Here is a 15,028-nt window from a genome sequence, read left to right as displayed (position 1 = left end):
ACATTTCTTATCAATAGCGGATGCTTTCGTGCCAGCTATCTATCTGTCGTTGGATAATGCAGTAAGCGCGATAAAAACCTCTGGCTATCGATAAGATGTGCGATGCATTTTTAATGCAAAAAGTTAACGCAAAATGCGTAAAGGAGCACACCCATGGCAGGTCACAGTAAGTGGGCTAACATCAAACACCGCAAGGCAGCACAGGATGCCAAACGCGGTAAACTTTTTACTAAATTTATCCGCGAATTAACGGTCGCGGCCCGAGAAGGCGGCTCGGACGCGGATTCTAATCCACGCCTGCGTATCGCTATCGATAAGGCGCTAGGCGGCAACATGACCCGCGACACTATCGAGCGTGCGATTAAACGTGGTGCGGGCGAGCTTGAAGGTCAACAACTTGAAACCATCGTCTATGAAGGTTATGGACCTGGCGGCACTGCTGTGATGGTCGAAACCATGACGGATAACCGCAATCGTACCGTGAGTGGGGTGCGTAATGCTTTTAGTAAGTCCGGTGGTAACTTAGGTACTGACGGCTCAGTATCCTACCTTTTTACCAAGCGCGGCGTGTTGTCCTATGCGCCAGGTACGGATGAAGATGCGCTGATGGACGCAGCATTAGATGCGGGCGCAGAGGATGTGGTGAGTTACGATGACGGCGCCATTGATGTGTTTACCGAACCAACCGAGTTTTATGGCGTAAAAGATGCGCTGGACGCAGCGGGTTTTGTCAGTGATAACGCTGAAATCGCGATGATTGCGTCGACCAAGGCAGAGCTTGATGCCGATACAGCTGAAAAGTTTATGCGCTTAATCGATACCCTCGAAGAACATGACGATGTACAAGAGGTTTACCATAATGCTGAAATCTCCGATGAGGTAATGGCGACACTGGGATAAAACCTCAGTCTGTTAGAGCTTCAATTGGCTTGCTTATGGCGCTGGCGATAATGCCAGCTGCTGACGCAGGCTCGTTAAAAATCACCTATCTAACAGGTGATTTTTTCTTTAGACTTGTTTTAATTTTTTGTGCAGCCAAAAGAAAGGTTTAATAACTTCTTTTGTATTTGATTGTATTAGGTATTTAATGGCAATTATTTTAGGTGTTGACCCAGGTTCAAGGATCACGGGATATGGCGTTATCCAATGCCAAGGCCGACATCAACTCTATTTAGGTAGCGGCTGTATTCGCACATCAGGTGATGATTTACCGCAGCGTTTAAAGCAAATCTTTGATGGGGTGAGTGAGATTATTCGCCAGTATCAACCCGATGAGTTTGCAATCGAGCGAGTTTTTCTTGCCAAAAATGCCGATTCTGCCTTAAAGCTAGGTCAAGCGCGTGGCGCCGCCATCGTTGCGGCCACAGTGGCCAATTTATCTGTTGCTGAATACAGTGCTACGCAAATTAAAAATGCCGTCGTAGGCACGGGCCGTGCTAAGAAAGAGCAGGTTCAGCATATGATCCAGCAATTATTAAAACTTCCGGCAGCACCACAGGCCGACGCGGCGGACGCGCTCGGCGTGGCGGTATGCCATTACCACACCAGTCAAAGTTTGGTTGCTTTGAGCGGCAGAGCTTCGGCAAGAACATATGGACGGTATAGATGATTGGTCGTTTACGTGGCGTATTAATTGAGAAACAAGCGCCAGAAGTCTTGATTGATGTGAATGGCGTAGGCTATGAGCTACAAATGCCATTAACCAGTTTTTATGAGTTACCCGAGGTGAATCGCGAAACCGTGGTGTACACGCACTTTGTGGTCCGTGAAGATGCGCAGTTACTCTATGGTTTTATCACTAAGCAGGAGCGCTCCTTGTTCCGTCTGTTGATTAAAGCCAATGGCGTGGGGCCTAAATTGGCACTCACCATTTTATCGGGCCTTACCGCCAGTGAATTTGTCGGTTGTGTCGAACGTGATGATATTGCAACGCTTGTAAAACTCCCCGGCGTAGGTAAGAAAACTGCCGAGCGTTTATTGGTGGAAATGCGCGATAAACTCAAGAGCCTAATGGAAGCCTCGGTGGGCTCAGAGCGCGAGTTTGTGTTGCAATCAAACTATTCACCTGCGCCGCTGCCCAATAGTGCAGAAGAAGATGCCATCGCAGCCTTAATTTCGTTAGGCTATAAGCCTCCTCAGGCAAGTAAGGCAGTATCCTCAGCCTTTAAAGATGGCATGGATAGCGAAAGCTTAATTAAAGCCGCGCTCAAATCAATGCTCTAATAGCGAATAACGTAATTGACCTATGTGGGATTTAGCAAACCGAAAGAGAGTAAAGGTAAGTTAATTCGCCACGCGAAGGATAATATAAATGATTGAGGCAGATAGACTGATACAGCCGCAGTTGCAGGGGCAGGATGATGTCATTGATAGGGCAATGCGCCCTAAATTACTCGATGAATATACTGGGCAGGATGATACCAGAGCCCAGCTCAAGGTTTTTATTCAGGCGGCGAAAAATCGCGCCGAAGCCCTAGATCATATGCTGATCTATGGCCCACCGGGGCTGGGTAAAACCACGCTCGCGATGATTGTCGCCAATGAAATGGGCGTGAATATAAAATCCACCTCGGGCCCCGTGCTTGAAAAAGCGGGGGATTTGGCCGCACTACTAACCAACCTTGAAGAGGGCGATGTGCTTTTTATCGATGAAATTCATCGTTTAAGCCCTGTGGTTGAAGAGATTTTATATCCAGCAATGGAAGACTATCAGCTGGATATCATGATTGGTGAAGGTCCCGCTGCCCGCTCAATTAAACTGGATTTACCTCCATTTACCCTTGTTGGCGCCACAACGCGGGCAGGGGCGTTAACATCGCCACTTCGCGCGCGTTTTGGGATCCCGCTGCGCTTAGAGTTCTATAACGTCAAGGATTTAAGTTCTATCGTAACCCGTTCGGCCCATGTGATGGGGCTGGAAATTGACGCGGCAGGTGCCACCGAAATTGCAAAACGCTCCCGTGGCACGCCAAGGATCGCCAATCGACTGCTGCGAAGAGTGCGCGATTACGCCGAAGTCAAACACGATGGTGCAGTGACTCAACATGTGGCGGAGCAGGCGCTCAATTTACTCGATGTGGATAGCGAAGGTTTCGATTATATGGACCGTAAACTGCTACTCGCCATTATCGATAAATTTATGGGGGGGCCGGTAGGTCTTGATAACCTTGCTGCGGCTATTGGTGAAGAGCGTGAAACCATTGAAGATGTGCTCGAACCATTTCTTATTCAGCAAGGCTTTATTCAACGTACGCCACGTGGTCGATTAGCGACAGCGAGAGCCTACCACCATTTTGGCCTGCATAAAGCAGAATAATTCGCAAATTTACTCTGTGAAATTGAGACACATTAAAGCGACTTTAGGTCGCTTTTTTTATCTCACAATATTATGAAATGAGTATTACTTTGCACGAGGCACCCAGTAAGCATGAAAATGTAATGACAACTGAAGGACTTATAATGAGTACAATCGTTCAGTAACTGCTCAGCATAAAAGTTCAATTTAAGCACTGTTTCTGTGAACCCAAACAGATTAACCACTGCGGAGATATTCGTTACAATTTGTAAAATGTTACAAAAATAGCTTGCGGTATTTAACAACACACATAAGACAACACTGTTCTCGTTATTGATCAATCATCCGTCACGCCTCGGTCAATACGCAAATTATACAATTATATCAAGTACATAGGATGATCGTGACGAAAACAAAACAAGCATATGTTTAAATAATGGCTGCCAGTTGCGCTTGTTTGCGCAAAGTTTGATTTGTATTTTTCCTCCATCATTCCTCATAACCAAGTTCTGTACCAATAAATTGCATAATTATTGTGAAATATTCATTTTTTAGCGGTTAAAAAATCATTTTATGCCGATTTTTCACACAGTTTGCCATCTAGATAGAAATGGATATGCACTAATTGTTGCGATGTTTTAGCAATTTTTAGGGCGTAACACTTTTATTAATTATTTAAAAAGTGTGATGCGCATCACATTTATTAAGAGTCGCAGTGTTGCTGGTATGTTGTCGTATTAACAGTGTAAGCTTGGCAAAAATATGTGAATTAGGTCACTAAAGCTGTTGCTTAGCCTTGGTTGGCTAAATCATGTTCGACATTAAGCATCGATGCAACAATTTGTGAAAATAAACTAAACAAATGGTTTTTTTTAGTTAAAAAAATGGTCATTGACGGAATAAGAGTGAATCCTCAGTATCAAGCGCAACAGTCGTACACATCAGTTGTACAAGCTGTGAGCATAAAAATAAGAGTAAGATCTAGGGAGCATTCATTCATGATCAAAAGAACCAAAGTAGCGTCGGCTATCAATTTAGCTTTCGTTACCTCTATCGCTGCAGGCACATTTGTTGCTTCAAACGCATTCGCTGCTGAAGAGACTGCAAAAGTTGAGCGTATTGAAGTAACGGGTTCACGCATTCAACGTCAAGATATGGAAACAGCTTCTCCTGTTACCGTTATTGATGCCGCAGCGATTAAAGCTGAAGGTTTCACTTCAGTAGACCAACTGTTACAAGTTCAAACTTCTATGGCAGGTGCTGCTGTAGGTTCAACTACCAACAACGGCTCTGACGGTGTGGCTCAAGTTGACCTACGTGGTATGGGATCACAACGTACATTAGTTCTGTTAAACGGCCGTCGCATGGTGAACTCTGGTTCAGGTGCTGACAGTGCTGTTGACTTGAACTCAATCCCAGTTGCGATGATTGCACGTGTTGAAATCCTGAAAGACGGCGCTTCAGCTGTTTACGGTTCTGACGCAATTGCAGGTGTTGTGAACATCATCACTAAGAAAGATTTCGAAGGCTTCCAGTTCGATATGAACGGTGCGGGAACCGACAAAGGCGATGGCCAAAACGGTGACGCAAGCGTTCTTTACGGTTTCAACACCGATGGCGGTAACTACACATTTGGTGCAGCTTACTCAGACCGTCGTGGTGTAGTTCAAGGCGACCGTAACTGGTTTGATCCATCTGAAAATACTAGTACAACTATCCCTACTGGTGCCTTAAATCAGAAGGTTTTAGATTCAAACGGTAATTGGGTTAAAAGAACTAAGACTTATGATTTTTCGAATGACGTGTTTTTCCAAACACCGAGTGAACGTCGTAGTTTGTTCGCTAACATGACTCAAGAACTGGGTAATGATGTGGTATTAACTGCTGATGCTATTTACACCAACCGTCGTTCTAATCAACAACTTGCAGCGCAACCAGCTGTAATTAAGTTGAATGTATGTGGTGATGCAAAAGTTACGAATCCTTCAGCTGGTTGTCTTGCACTTGATCAAGGCATGATTGACGCGGGTGTTAAAGCTGATGCTCGAGGTCAAGTTGAATATAGAAGACGTATGAAGGACGTCGGTCCACGAATCTACTCTCAAGATACCGATACTTGGCGTTTATCTGCTGGTTTAGCGGGTTCGCTAGATGTTCATACAGGTATGAACTGGAACGTCGATTATACTTTTGGTAAAAACAAAGCAGCTACTAGTGTAGCGAACTCAATCAATGCAACTGAGATGGCAGCTTCAATCTATGCAGATCCTTATGCTTGGTTTGTAGGTTCACCACTGACTGCTGAAATGATGGATGTCGCTTATTTAGAGCAGACTACTGGCGGTAACGAGCAACAAACTCTGGCAGCAGGTATTAACGGCGAGCTGTTCGACCTGAGCGCAGGTGCTGTTGGCTTCGCTTTGGGTGCGGAATACCGTCGTGAAAGTGGTTTTTACACGCCGGATGCGGTTATCGTTGCGGGTGATGGCACTGCTGCTCAGCAAGATCCAACTGATGGTAACTACAACGTAATCTCTATTTTCCAAGAAGTAAGTGTTCCATTTACAGAGAAGTTAACTGGTGAATTCGCGCTGCGCTTAGACGATTACTCAACTTTTGGTAAAGCGACTACTTGGAAAATTGGTTTAACTTATACTGCAACTGATGAGCTTATGGTTCGTGGTGTAGCAGCCACAGGTTTCCGTGCACCAAGCGTTGCGGAACTTTATGGCGGTAATTCAGGATCTTATGACTATTTAACTAACCCTTGGTTAGCATTAAGTGATCAAACAGGCCAAATTTTAGTAAACCGTACGGCTGATCCAGATCTTAAACCAGAAGAATCAGAGTCGTTCACTGCTGGTTTGGTTTACTCTCCAGATTATATTGACGGTATGTCAGTGACTCTAGATTACTGGCGTTTTAAGGTCTCTGATGCAATTGCTCGTATGGATGTTCAAGCTGGTCTAGATGCCTGTAAGGGTGGCGTTGCAACAGCATGTAATACATTCAATATTACTGAAGATGGTGATTTATTTAATCTAACAAGTGCTTTGACTAACGTAGGTTCACAGGACACAAGTGGTATTGACTTCAACCTCGCTTATAGCTTCGAGCTGTTTGGCTTAGATTGGAAAGTTAACAACGATATGACTTACCTTGTTCAATTTGAACAGGATGGTGAAGAGTACACTGGTACTATCGACGGTAACTTCGGTGCTTATGCTCGCGTTCGTAACAACTTTAGTGTTTCTGCAGGCCAAGACGATTGGACTGTGACTTATTTTAACCGTTATATCGGTTCTATGACTGATATTTATACTGATTATGACGAAAATGATGATCCATTTACTGCTTATGCTGATGTTGATTCAATCATTTATCATAACGTATCTGGTTCATATCACTTTGGTGATAACACCACACTGACTTTAGGTGTGAAGAACTTCACTGATGAAAAACCATTATACGTAACTAATGGTAGTGATGCAGGTACTGTTCCAGAAGTTTATGACACTATCGGCCGTACTATCTACGGTGGTGTGACTGTCAAGTTCTAAGATTTATCTTGGAATACATTTAAAAAAGCGCCTTAGGGCGCTTTTTTATTGGTTTCTATTAGTTGGGCTGATGCAATTCATCATACTGGAGTAGGGTTTACGCTTGATGCACTAGCCATCTATTTATCATTATAGTAATATAAATGATAATGGTTTGCATTAAGGATTGTTTGTGAGCAGGATACTACTGGTCGATGATGACCCCACTTTTCGCTGTTGGTTGAATGAGGCCTTAGTGGCGCAGGGACACCAAGTTATCTGTGCTAGCAATGGGCTTGAAGGGTTAAACCTCATTTCAGATTTTTGCCCTGATGTGATAATGCTGGATTTATTGATGCCAGTGATGTCGGGTATTGAGATGTTGGAAGGAAAGAACTGTTTAACGCCCGTTATTGTATTTTCATCAAAGGACTGTGAAAAAGATAGGATCCGCAGTTATGAACTTGGTGCCGATGATTATCTATGTAAACCTTTTAGTATTAAGGAGTTAAATGTTAGGTTGCAAGCGCTAGAGAGGCGGCTTTATCGTAAAACAGCCACACCGGAATCCCTAACGTCCCCCCAAATTCTGCTGGATGAGCTTGGTCAGAGCTTATTAATTGGTAGCTCTGTTGTCTGTCTCACTCAAACCGAGTTTAAGCTGTTTAAATACCTTTTTGAGCGAAAGGGGCAGGTTGTCACCAAACAAGAATTGCAAAAATCGATTTTGCAGCGTGATCTTGGCCGTTATGACCGAAATTTAGATATGCACATTAGTAACACTCGACGCAAAATTGCGAAGAATCTCGACAGTCGGAATGTGATTAACACGGTAAGGGGACAAGGTTACAGTTTTTGCTTTTAACCTCAATTAAATTTTCTCTGGGTTAATTAAACGAACTGAATGGCTTTTACTTATTCGATTTTAGTCGCTTTCATTTTGCCCTGATCCCGATTTAGTTTATCCTATGGCACATAAATACAATGTGCGTTGGTCTTTGGCCATCAGCTGTACAACCCTCTAGGAATCACACTATGCGAGTCAGTGCCAATTTTGATGGCGGTAATATCCAAGTCATTAATCTTGATAATAAAGACGATATCCAACTTGCCATTCGTCCCGATGCCGGCGGTGAGTTCTATCAATGGTTTAACTTCCGCTTCGAAGGTGAAGTCGGTAATCATTACACTCTTAATATTATCAATGCGGGCAATGCCTCTTATCCAAAGGGTTGGCAGGATTATCACGCGGTAGCAAGTTATGACCGAGTGCATTGGTTCCGTGTGCCAACACAATATATCGACGGCAAATTGAGTATCGAACTTACGCTTGATTGCGATGCGATTCAAATTGCCTACTTTGCACCATACAGCTATGAGCGTCACTTAGATTTACTCAGCGGCGCGCAGTTGCACCCAGATGTCAATCTTGAGCATTTAGGGCTGACCTTAGATGGCCGTGATATCACTCTGATGAAAGTGGGTGATGGCGATCCTTCCAAGCGAAATATTTGGATCACCGCACGTCAACACCCAGGTGAAACTATGGCAGAGTGGTTGGTGGAAGGTTTGGTTAACCGCCTACTTGATAACGATTGCCCAACGTCAAAAGCACTGCGTGATAAAGCCAACTTTTACATTGTGCCCAACATGAACCCTGACGGAAGTGTTCGCGGCCATCTGCGTACCAATGCTATAGGCATTAACTTAAACCGCGAATGGCAAAACCCGAGCTTAGAAAAAAGCCCTGAGGTATATCATGTGGTCAACAAAATGAAGCAAACCGGCGTGGATTTATTTTACGATGTCCACGGTGATGAAGGCTTACCCTATGTGTTCCTCGCGGGTTGTGAAGGGGTTCCTGCCTATAACGACAGACTCGCTCAGTTACAGGCGGAATTTAGCCAAGCGTTAACGCTGGTTAGCGCGGATTTCCAAACTGAATTTGGTTATGCCAAGGATGAGCCAGGTAAGGCGAACTTAACCGTAGCATCTAACTGGGTAGCGCAAACCTTCGAGTGTTTATCTAACACCCTCGAAATGCCGTTTAAAGATAACAACAACCTGCAGGATCCATTTGTGGGTTGGTCACCTGAGCGCAGCATCTACTTAGGCGAAGCCTCATTAGTTGCCATGCTCGCGGTGGTTGATAAATTACGATAGGTATTACCATGGCATTAATTGAATGTCCCGTATGTCGCAAGCGAATGTCCAGTAAGGCAAAGTCCTGCCCAAACTGTGAAGCTAAAGCGTCTGGCGATAATAGCTCGCAGGTGCGCATTAACCATATTCAGCAGTCAAGCTCACTGATCAACCAAAGCTTTGTGGCGATGACGCTGTTTATCGCCGGCGTGGTGCTGTGGATGTGGGGCGGTGAACCTGCCGAAGGCATGCGTGCCTATATTTCAGGGGTATGCGTGGTATTTGGATTTGTGGGTTATTTGGTAACCCGCGTCAGAATTGTATTACATAAGCGAAAAAGTGTATGACAGACATTAATCAGATGATCGATCAAATGCCGGTCGAAGTGTACGAGAGACTTCGCAGTGCGGCTGAGTTAGGTAAGTGGGAAGATGGTACAGTCCTCAGTGAAGCGCAGCGCGAATCGACACTACAAGTTGTGATGCTATACCAAGCGCGCCGTATGGATCAGACCGAGCATTTCACCATTGCCGCGGGCGGTAAACTTAACGAATTGTCTAAGGCAGAGCTTAAAAAGCAGTTCCGCGGTGAATCTATTGCCGAGTTTAGTGCCGAAGAGATTTAATCCTATCGCAATTAATTTAAACACAATAAAAAAGCCCATATCGATGGGCTTTTTTATTACTCAAATAAGACGATTACAGTTGAATTTGCTTAAATATTTTAACCGAGTCTTGTCAGGTCGCCTTAATCTATGCTCAATTCACCCACCAGATTTTGTTGCATCGCCGCTTTAATCTCACTGGGTTTAAGATCCTTCGACAGCAAATAATGCAGTTTAGCTAATGCTGCTTCAATAGTCATATCGGCACCTGAGATCACGCCCGCACGGGCCAGCGCATTACCGGTCGCATAGCCGCCCATATTCACCTTGCCTTGGAAGCACTGGGTAAGGTTGACTAGCACGATGCCGCGCTCATCCGCCTGTTTAAGGGTGTTCAGTAACTCAGGATCCTGCGGCGCATTCCCCACGCCAAAGGTTAATAAAATAAGCGCTTTAACGGGCTGCTGCAGAATGTTCTCAAAAATTTGGGTTGAGATCCCAGGGTAAAGCGTTACTACACCCACAGGCTGCGGGCTGATATTCACCACTTCTAGCGGTTTGTTCGAGGGTACGGCAATCTTGCCAGCACGTAGGTTAATTTTAATACCCGCCTCGAGCAGTAGCGGAAAGTTGGGTGACGCAAAGGCATCGAAACCGTCTGCATGGGCTTTAGTCGAGCGATTACCACGAAACAGTTTGTTATTAAAGAATAAACACACCTCAGCAACTGGATAATTTGCCGCAATGTAGAGTGAATTCAATAGATTCGTTTGGCCGTCTGAGCGTAACTGGGCTAATGGAATTTGCGAGCCGGTCACAATCACAGGTTTAGACAGGCCTTGCAACATAAACGACAGGGCAGAGGCGGTGTAGGCCATAGTGTCTGTGCCGTGGAGAATCACAAAACCGTCGTATTTGTCGTAATTGGCTTTGATATCATCGGCAATCATCTGCCAATCGGTCGGCGCCATGTTGGATGAGTCTATCAACGGACAGTATTCGTGAATGACAAAGTGTGGCATTTCAGCGTGGTAGAACTCAGGCATGGATTGCACGCACTGGGTTAAAAATCCGGCGACGGGGGCAAAACCATTATCGGTTTTTTGCATGCCGATAGTACCGCCCGTATAGGCAACATAAATAGAGCGTTTAGTCATTATTGTCATGAGTGTTGCTGCAAGTGGGCTTATTATACGATTTCGCAGTAACAAACCCAATAAAAAAGCCCGAGAACTCGGGCTTTTACAATGGGATGGGATGTAACTATTTCGGTACTAAAGTGATTGAGTATACATCTCATCGCTTCACGTTAGTGAGCTAGTTAATTAAACAATGCTCACAGTACACATACACATGGTTAGGATCGTTAAAGGAGGCTAAGGTTTTTAAGTTTCCTGTCCATTGCTTTAACAGTTGCTCCAATACACTGGATTGGCCGATTGAGGCAGGCAGATAGCTCGATACCGAGGCAAACATCTCCTGTACAAATAACTGCTCAGGGGTCAGTTCCTGTTGGATAACGCGGGTATCGAAATTATCTAACTTGGCAAGTTCAGCTGCTTTCCCAATGGCGTCATCGATATCGCCTAATTCATCCACAAGGCCAAGCTCTAAGGCTTTTTTACCGCTCCACACATGTCCTTGAGCAATATTGTCGACTTCTTCTAGACTCATTTTACGCTCCTTGGCGACCAAGGAAATAAAGTCTAAATAACCGCGCTCGATATGGCGCTGGATAACGGCTTCGACTTGTGGGGAGAGGGTACGTGTGACCGACAAGCCGGCCCAATCGGATGTCGCCACACCATCGGTATGGATCCCAAGACTTGATAGCGAATCTTCAAAGGTAGTAATCATACCGAAGATACCGATAGAGCCGGTGAGCGTTGTTGGCGTTGCATAGATATAATCGGCACTGGCCGAAATCCAGTATCCCCCCGATGCGGCAAGGCTTCCCATACTGACAACGACAGGCTTACCCGCTGCTTTTAGGGCGAGGAGTTCTTGACGAATTTGCTCGGAGGCAAAGGCGCTGCCGCCAGGACTGTCTACACGCATGACAACTGCTTTAACCTGTTTATCAAAGCGTGCTTTACGTAATAGCTCGGCTGTACTTTCGCCACCAATTTGGCCAGCAGGTTGTGAACCATTCAAAATCGTGCCGCTGGCAACGATGACACCAACCGTATCTTGTTCAGTCAAATTCGGTAACGGGCTTACAAGTGTCAAGTAGTTGTAAAAATCGACCTGCTTGAACGAGTCGCCTTTGCTGGCTTTACCTACAGCATCGAGCATGGTTTTACGGAAGTCTTCATCGGTCGCCAAGGCATCGACCCACTTCATATTCATCGCCATGGTGGCCGAATCGCCTTGAGCCTTATCTAATTCTGCAAGATAGGCGGGGGCATCGAGTACCAAAGAATGAGCATCAATATTACGGTTAGCCGCGACCGTTTGCGTGTAACTTTGCCACACGTCATCGAGTAACTCTTGACCCGCTTCCCTTGCGGCATCAGACATATCATCACGCATATACGGTTCAACGGCCGACTTAAAGGTGCCGACGCGGAAGATATGCGCTTTGATTTTGAGTTTTTCGAGGGCGGATTTGAAGTACTGATTGTACATGCTTAAACCATCGAGTGAGACGCTACCCTGCGGGTTTAAGTAGATGGTGTCAGCGAAACTGGCCAAAAAATACTGGTTTTGTTCATAGTAATTACCGATCGCCACCACTTTTTTACCGCTTTCTTTAAAGCGATTAAGGGCATCACCGATAGATTGTAGTTTGCTAATACCAGCACGTTGCAGCTGCGCTAAATCGAGCACAATCGAGTTAATACGTTTATCTTGAGCGGCGTTATCTATTACATAAATAATATCGGCTAGCAGGATTTCCCCTTCGCCATCAGCGCCTTTTCCTTGCTTAAGGAGTGCATCTAGTGGGTCAACTTGCTGTTTCTGATCGACGATCGAGCCTGCTAAATCAAGCACTAAAGCTGAGTTCTGTTCGACTTGGAATTGCTCATTGCTGCCAATACCAATCACTAGTAAGACCAGTAGGCCGAAGAAGATAAGGTTGAGGATAAGTTTGCGTATGCCGTTAACGACATTCCAAATGAACAAACATATTCTCTTAAAAAACGATGGGTTAGCCGACATTAGCCACTCCTTTACTAATTCAATCCGCCCATGCTAACCGAAATTATCGGTACAGGCGAAATACAATTGTAAGCTTTTTTAACTTTTCGCCCTCCGGTAACAGTTGAGCTTATACAGCACTCGAGGTATGCTAATTTCAATCAACTGTTTAAAAAGGACGTTTGAATGTCGTTTCCCCATTTATTAGAACCCTTAGATCTGGGCTTCACCCAGCTTAAAAACCGTGTGTTGATGGGTTCAATGCACACAGGTTTAGAAGAGGAAAAGGGCGGATTTGAGAAACTGGCAGCGTTTTATAAAGAGCGCGCGTTAGGCGGTGTGGGCTTAATTGTCACCGGCGGTATTTCTCCCAATCTCAGAGGCCGTTTAACGCCCCATGCATGTCAATTAAGTTTTCCATGGCAAGTGGGTAAGCACCGTTTAGTGACCGAAGCCGTACACGAAGCGGGCGGCAAGATTTGTATGCAAATTCTGCATGCGGGTCGTTATGGTTATCACCCGTTTTCACAGGCGCCGAGTAAAATCAAATCGCCTATTACGCCTTTTACGCCCTCAGCCATGTCGAGCCGTCAGGTGCGTTCAACCATTAAAGACTACGTAAGCTCAGCAGCTCTTGCTAAGCGTGCTGGGTATGATGGCGTTGAAGTGATGGGCTCTGAAGGTTACCTCATTAACCAATTTATTAGCGCACGCACCAATACACGCACTGATGAATGGGGCGGTAGTTTTGAAAACCGTGCCAAATTTGCCATCGAAATCGTAAAATCCATTCGAGAAAAAGTGGGCCGTGATTTCATCATTATTTTCCGTTTGTCGATGCTGGATTTAGTCGATAATGGCTCAACTTGGGATGAAGTAGTGAAATTGGCGCAGTGGCTTGAAGCCGCTGGTGTGTCAATTCTAAATACCGGTATCGGCTGGCACGAAGCCCGTATTCCAACGATTGCAACTAGCGTACCGCGCGGAGCCTTTGCCTGGGTCACCGAGCGTTTAAAATCGTCTGTTAATGTGCCTTTGATTGCCACTAACCGTATCAATACGCCAGAAATTGGCGAGCACATTATTGCCTCAGGTCAGGCGGATATGGTGTCGATGGCCAGACCCTTCCTTGCCGATCCTGATTTTGTGAATAAAGCGGCAGCAAATACGCCGGAGCTTATCAACACCTGTATTGGCTGTAACCAAGCCTGTTTAGATCACACCTTCTCGATGAAGCGCTCGACCTGTCTGGTTAACCCACGAGCCTGTTACGAGACCGAAATTAACTTCCTCCCGACCAGCAAGAAGAAGCGCATTGCGGTGATGGGCGCAGGTCCTGCGGGTATGGCGTTCTCGGTTTATGCTGCCATGCGTGGCCATGAGGTTGTGCTGTTTGAAGCGAAATCGGAAGTGGGTGGACAATTTAATCTTGCCCGTAAAATCCCAGGTAAAGAAGAATTTAACGAAACCATTCGTTATTTCCTCAATCAAATCAAACTGTACAAAGTTGATTTACGTTTAAACACCCGTCTTGATGCCGAGGTGTTAAAGACTGAACAATTTGACGAAGTGGTTATCGCTTCAGGCGTTGTGCCTCGTGATTTAAATTTGCCAGGCTTTGATAATCCAAAAGTGGTTAACTACCAAAAAGTGCTGACTGGCGAAGTCAGCATTGGTGAAAAGGTTGCACTGATTGGTGCCGGCGGTATTGGATTCGATATGGCGCACTTCCTGTGTGAAGCAGAATCGAGCACCCTCAATCCAGAGAAATGGCTCAAGCAATGGGGTATTGATAAAGAGTACCAACATGCGGGCGGCTTAATTAAACCGTCAAGTGAGGGTGAAAAACACCGACAGGTTTACCTGCTGCAACGTAAAACCTCGAAAATGGGCGCAGGTCTGGGTAAAACCACGGGCTGGATCCACCGCAGCGTGTTAAAGCAACACGATGTGAAGATGCAGACTGGCGTTAACTACGAGAAGTTTGACGATGCGGGTTTACATATTCGCGTTGGCGATAAAACTGAAGTCTTAGCCGTGGATAACGTTATCCTCTGTGCGGGCCAAGAATCTAATCGTACTTTAGTGGATTCAATGAAGGCGACTGGCTTGCCTGTGCACCTGATTGGTGGTGTGGATGTGGCCGCAGAACTTGATGCCAAACGGGCAATCCGCCAAGGTGCAGAACTGGCAATGCGTCTCTAGTTAATTCCGAATGACTCATCGTTGTTAGTGATTTCAAAAGCCTGAGCCATGCTCAGGCTTTTTTATTGATTTGAATTAAGTTACGTAAATGCAAATATAGCG

12 protein-coding genes are annotated in these 15,028 nt (G+C 45.4%); 10 read left to right on the top strand and 2 right to left on the bottom strand.

What is annotated here, in order from left to right:
- Positions 1-153: 153 nt before the first annotated feature.
- The 9 genes from K0H61_RS09275 (at position 154) to K0H61_RS09235 (ending at position 9,601) form a co-directional block, all read left to right on the top strand.
- Complete coding sequence (locus K0H61_RS09275) at positions 154-900, top strand: YebC/PmpR family DNA-binding transcriptional regulator (protein WP_220048833.1); 747 nt, start codon at positions 154-156, stop codon at positions 898-900.
- Between the two features lie 187 nt (positions 901-1,087).
- Entirely contained in the window at positions 1,088-1,609 is a 522-nt protein-coding gene (gene ruvC / locus K0H61_RS09270) for a crossover junction endodeoxyribonuclease RuvC (protein ID WP_220048831.1), read from the top strand.
- Positions 1,606-2,223 (top strand): Holliday junction branch migration protein RuvA, encoded by a 618-nt coding sequence (ruvA, locus tag K0H61_RS09265; protein WP_220048829.1) that lies wholly within the window; start codon positions 1,606-1,608, stop codon positions 2,221-2,223. Before ruvC ends, ruvA begins: the two co-directional genes overlap by 4 nt.
- Positions 2,224-2,311: 88 nt before the next feature.
- Complete coding sequence (gene ruvB, locus K0H61_RS09260) at positions 2,312-3,316, top strand: Holliday junction branch migration DNA helicase RuvB (RefSeq protein ID WP_220048827.1); 1,005 nt, start codon at positions 2,312-2,314, stop codon at positions 3,314-3,316.
- A gap of 977 nt (positions 3,317-4,293) precedes the next feature.
- Entirely contained in the window at positions 4,294-6,855 is a 2,562-nt protein-coding gene (locus K0H61_RS09255; protein ID WP_220048825.1) for a TonB-dependent receptor plug domain-containing protein, read from the top strand.
- Between the two features lie 172 nt (positions 6,856-7,027).
- Entirely contained in the window at positions 7,028-7,699 is a 672-nt protein-coding gene (locus tag K0H61_RS09250) for a response regulator transcription factor (protein ID WP_220048824.1), read from the top strand.
- A 170-nt stretch (positions 7,700-7,869) separates the two neighbouring features.
- Positions 7,870-8,997 (top strand): M14 family metallopeptidase, encoded by a 1,128-nt coding sequence (locus tag K0H61_RS09245; RefSeq protein WP_220048822.1) that lies wholly within the window; start codon positions 7,870-7,872, stop codon positions 8,995-8,997.
- Between the two features lie 8 nt (positions 8,998-9,005).
- Positions 9,006-9,323 carry a zinc ribbon domain-containing protein gene (locus K0H61_RS09240; protein ID WP_220048821.1) on the top strand — a complete coding sequence of 106 codons (318 nt, stop codon included), beginning with the start codon at positions 9,006-9,008 and terminating at the stop codon, positions 9,321-9,323.
- On the top strand, positions 9,320-9,601 hold the full coding sequence (locus tag K0H61_RS09235; protein WP_220048819.1) for a YeaC family protein: 282 nt from the start codon (positions 9,320-9,322) through the stop codon (positions 9,599-9,601). The genes K0H61_RS09240 and K0H61_RS09235 overlap by 4 nt, the downstream gene beginning before the upstream one ends.
- Before the next feature lie 122 nt (positions 9,602-9,723).
- Here K0H61_RS09235 and ansA read toward each other — a convergent pair whose 3' ends face one another.
- Positions 9,724-10,737 (bottom strand): asparaginase, encoded by a 1,014-nt coding sequence (gene ansA / locus K0H61_RS09230; RefSeq protein ID WP_220052607.1) that lies wholly within the window; start codon positions 10,735-10,737, stop codon positions 9,724-9,726.
- 160 nt (positions 10,738-10,897) lie between these two features.
- Positions 10,898-12,742, bottom strand: a complete 1,845-nt coding sequence (gene sppA, locus K0H61_RS09225; RefSeq protein WP_220048817.1) for a signal peptide peptidase SppA — start codon at positions 12,740-12,742, stop codon at positions 10,898-10,900.
- 165 nt (positions 12,743-12,907) lie between these two features.
- Between sppA and K0H61_RS09220 the strand changes: the two genes are divergently transcribed.
- Positions 12,908-14,926: an NADPH-dependent 2,4-dienoyl-CoA reductase gene (locus tag K0H61_RS09220; RefSeq protein ID WP_220048816.1), complete on the top strand. Its 2,019-nt coding sequence runs from the start codon at positions 12,908-12,910 to the stop codon at positions 14,924-14,926.
- The last annotated feature ends 102 nt before the right edge of the window (positions 14,927-15,028 follow it).

Origin of the sequence: Shewanella acanthi (genome assembly GCF_019457475.1) — a bacterium.
GTDB lineage: Bacteria > Pseudomonadota > Gammaproteobacteria > Enterobacterales > Shewanellaceae > Shewanella > Shewanella acanthi.
The sequence above is the reverse complement of the archived record's forward strand: the minus strand, read 5'-3'. Positions and strand labels throughout refer to the sequence as shown.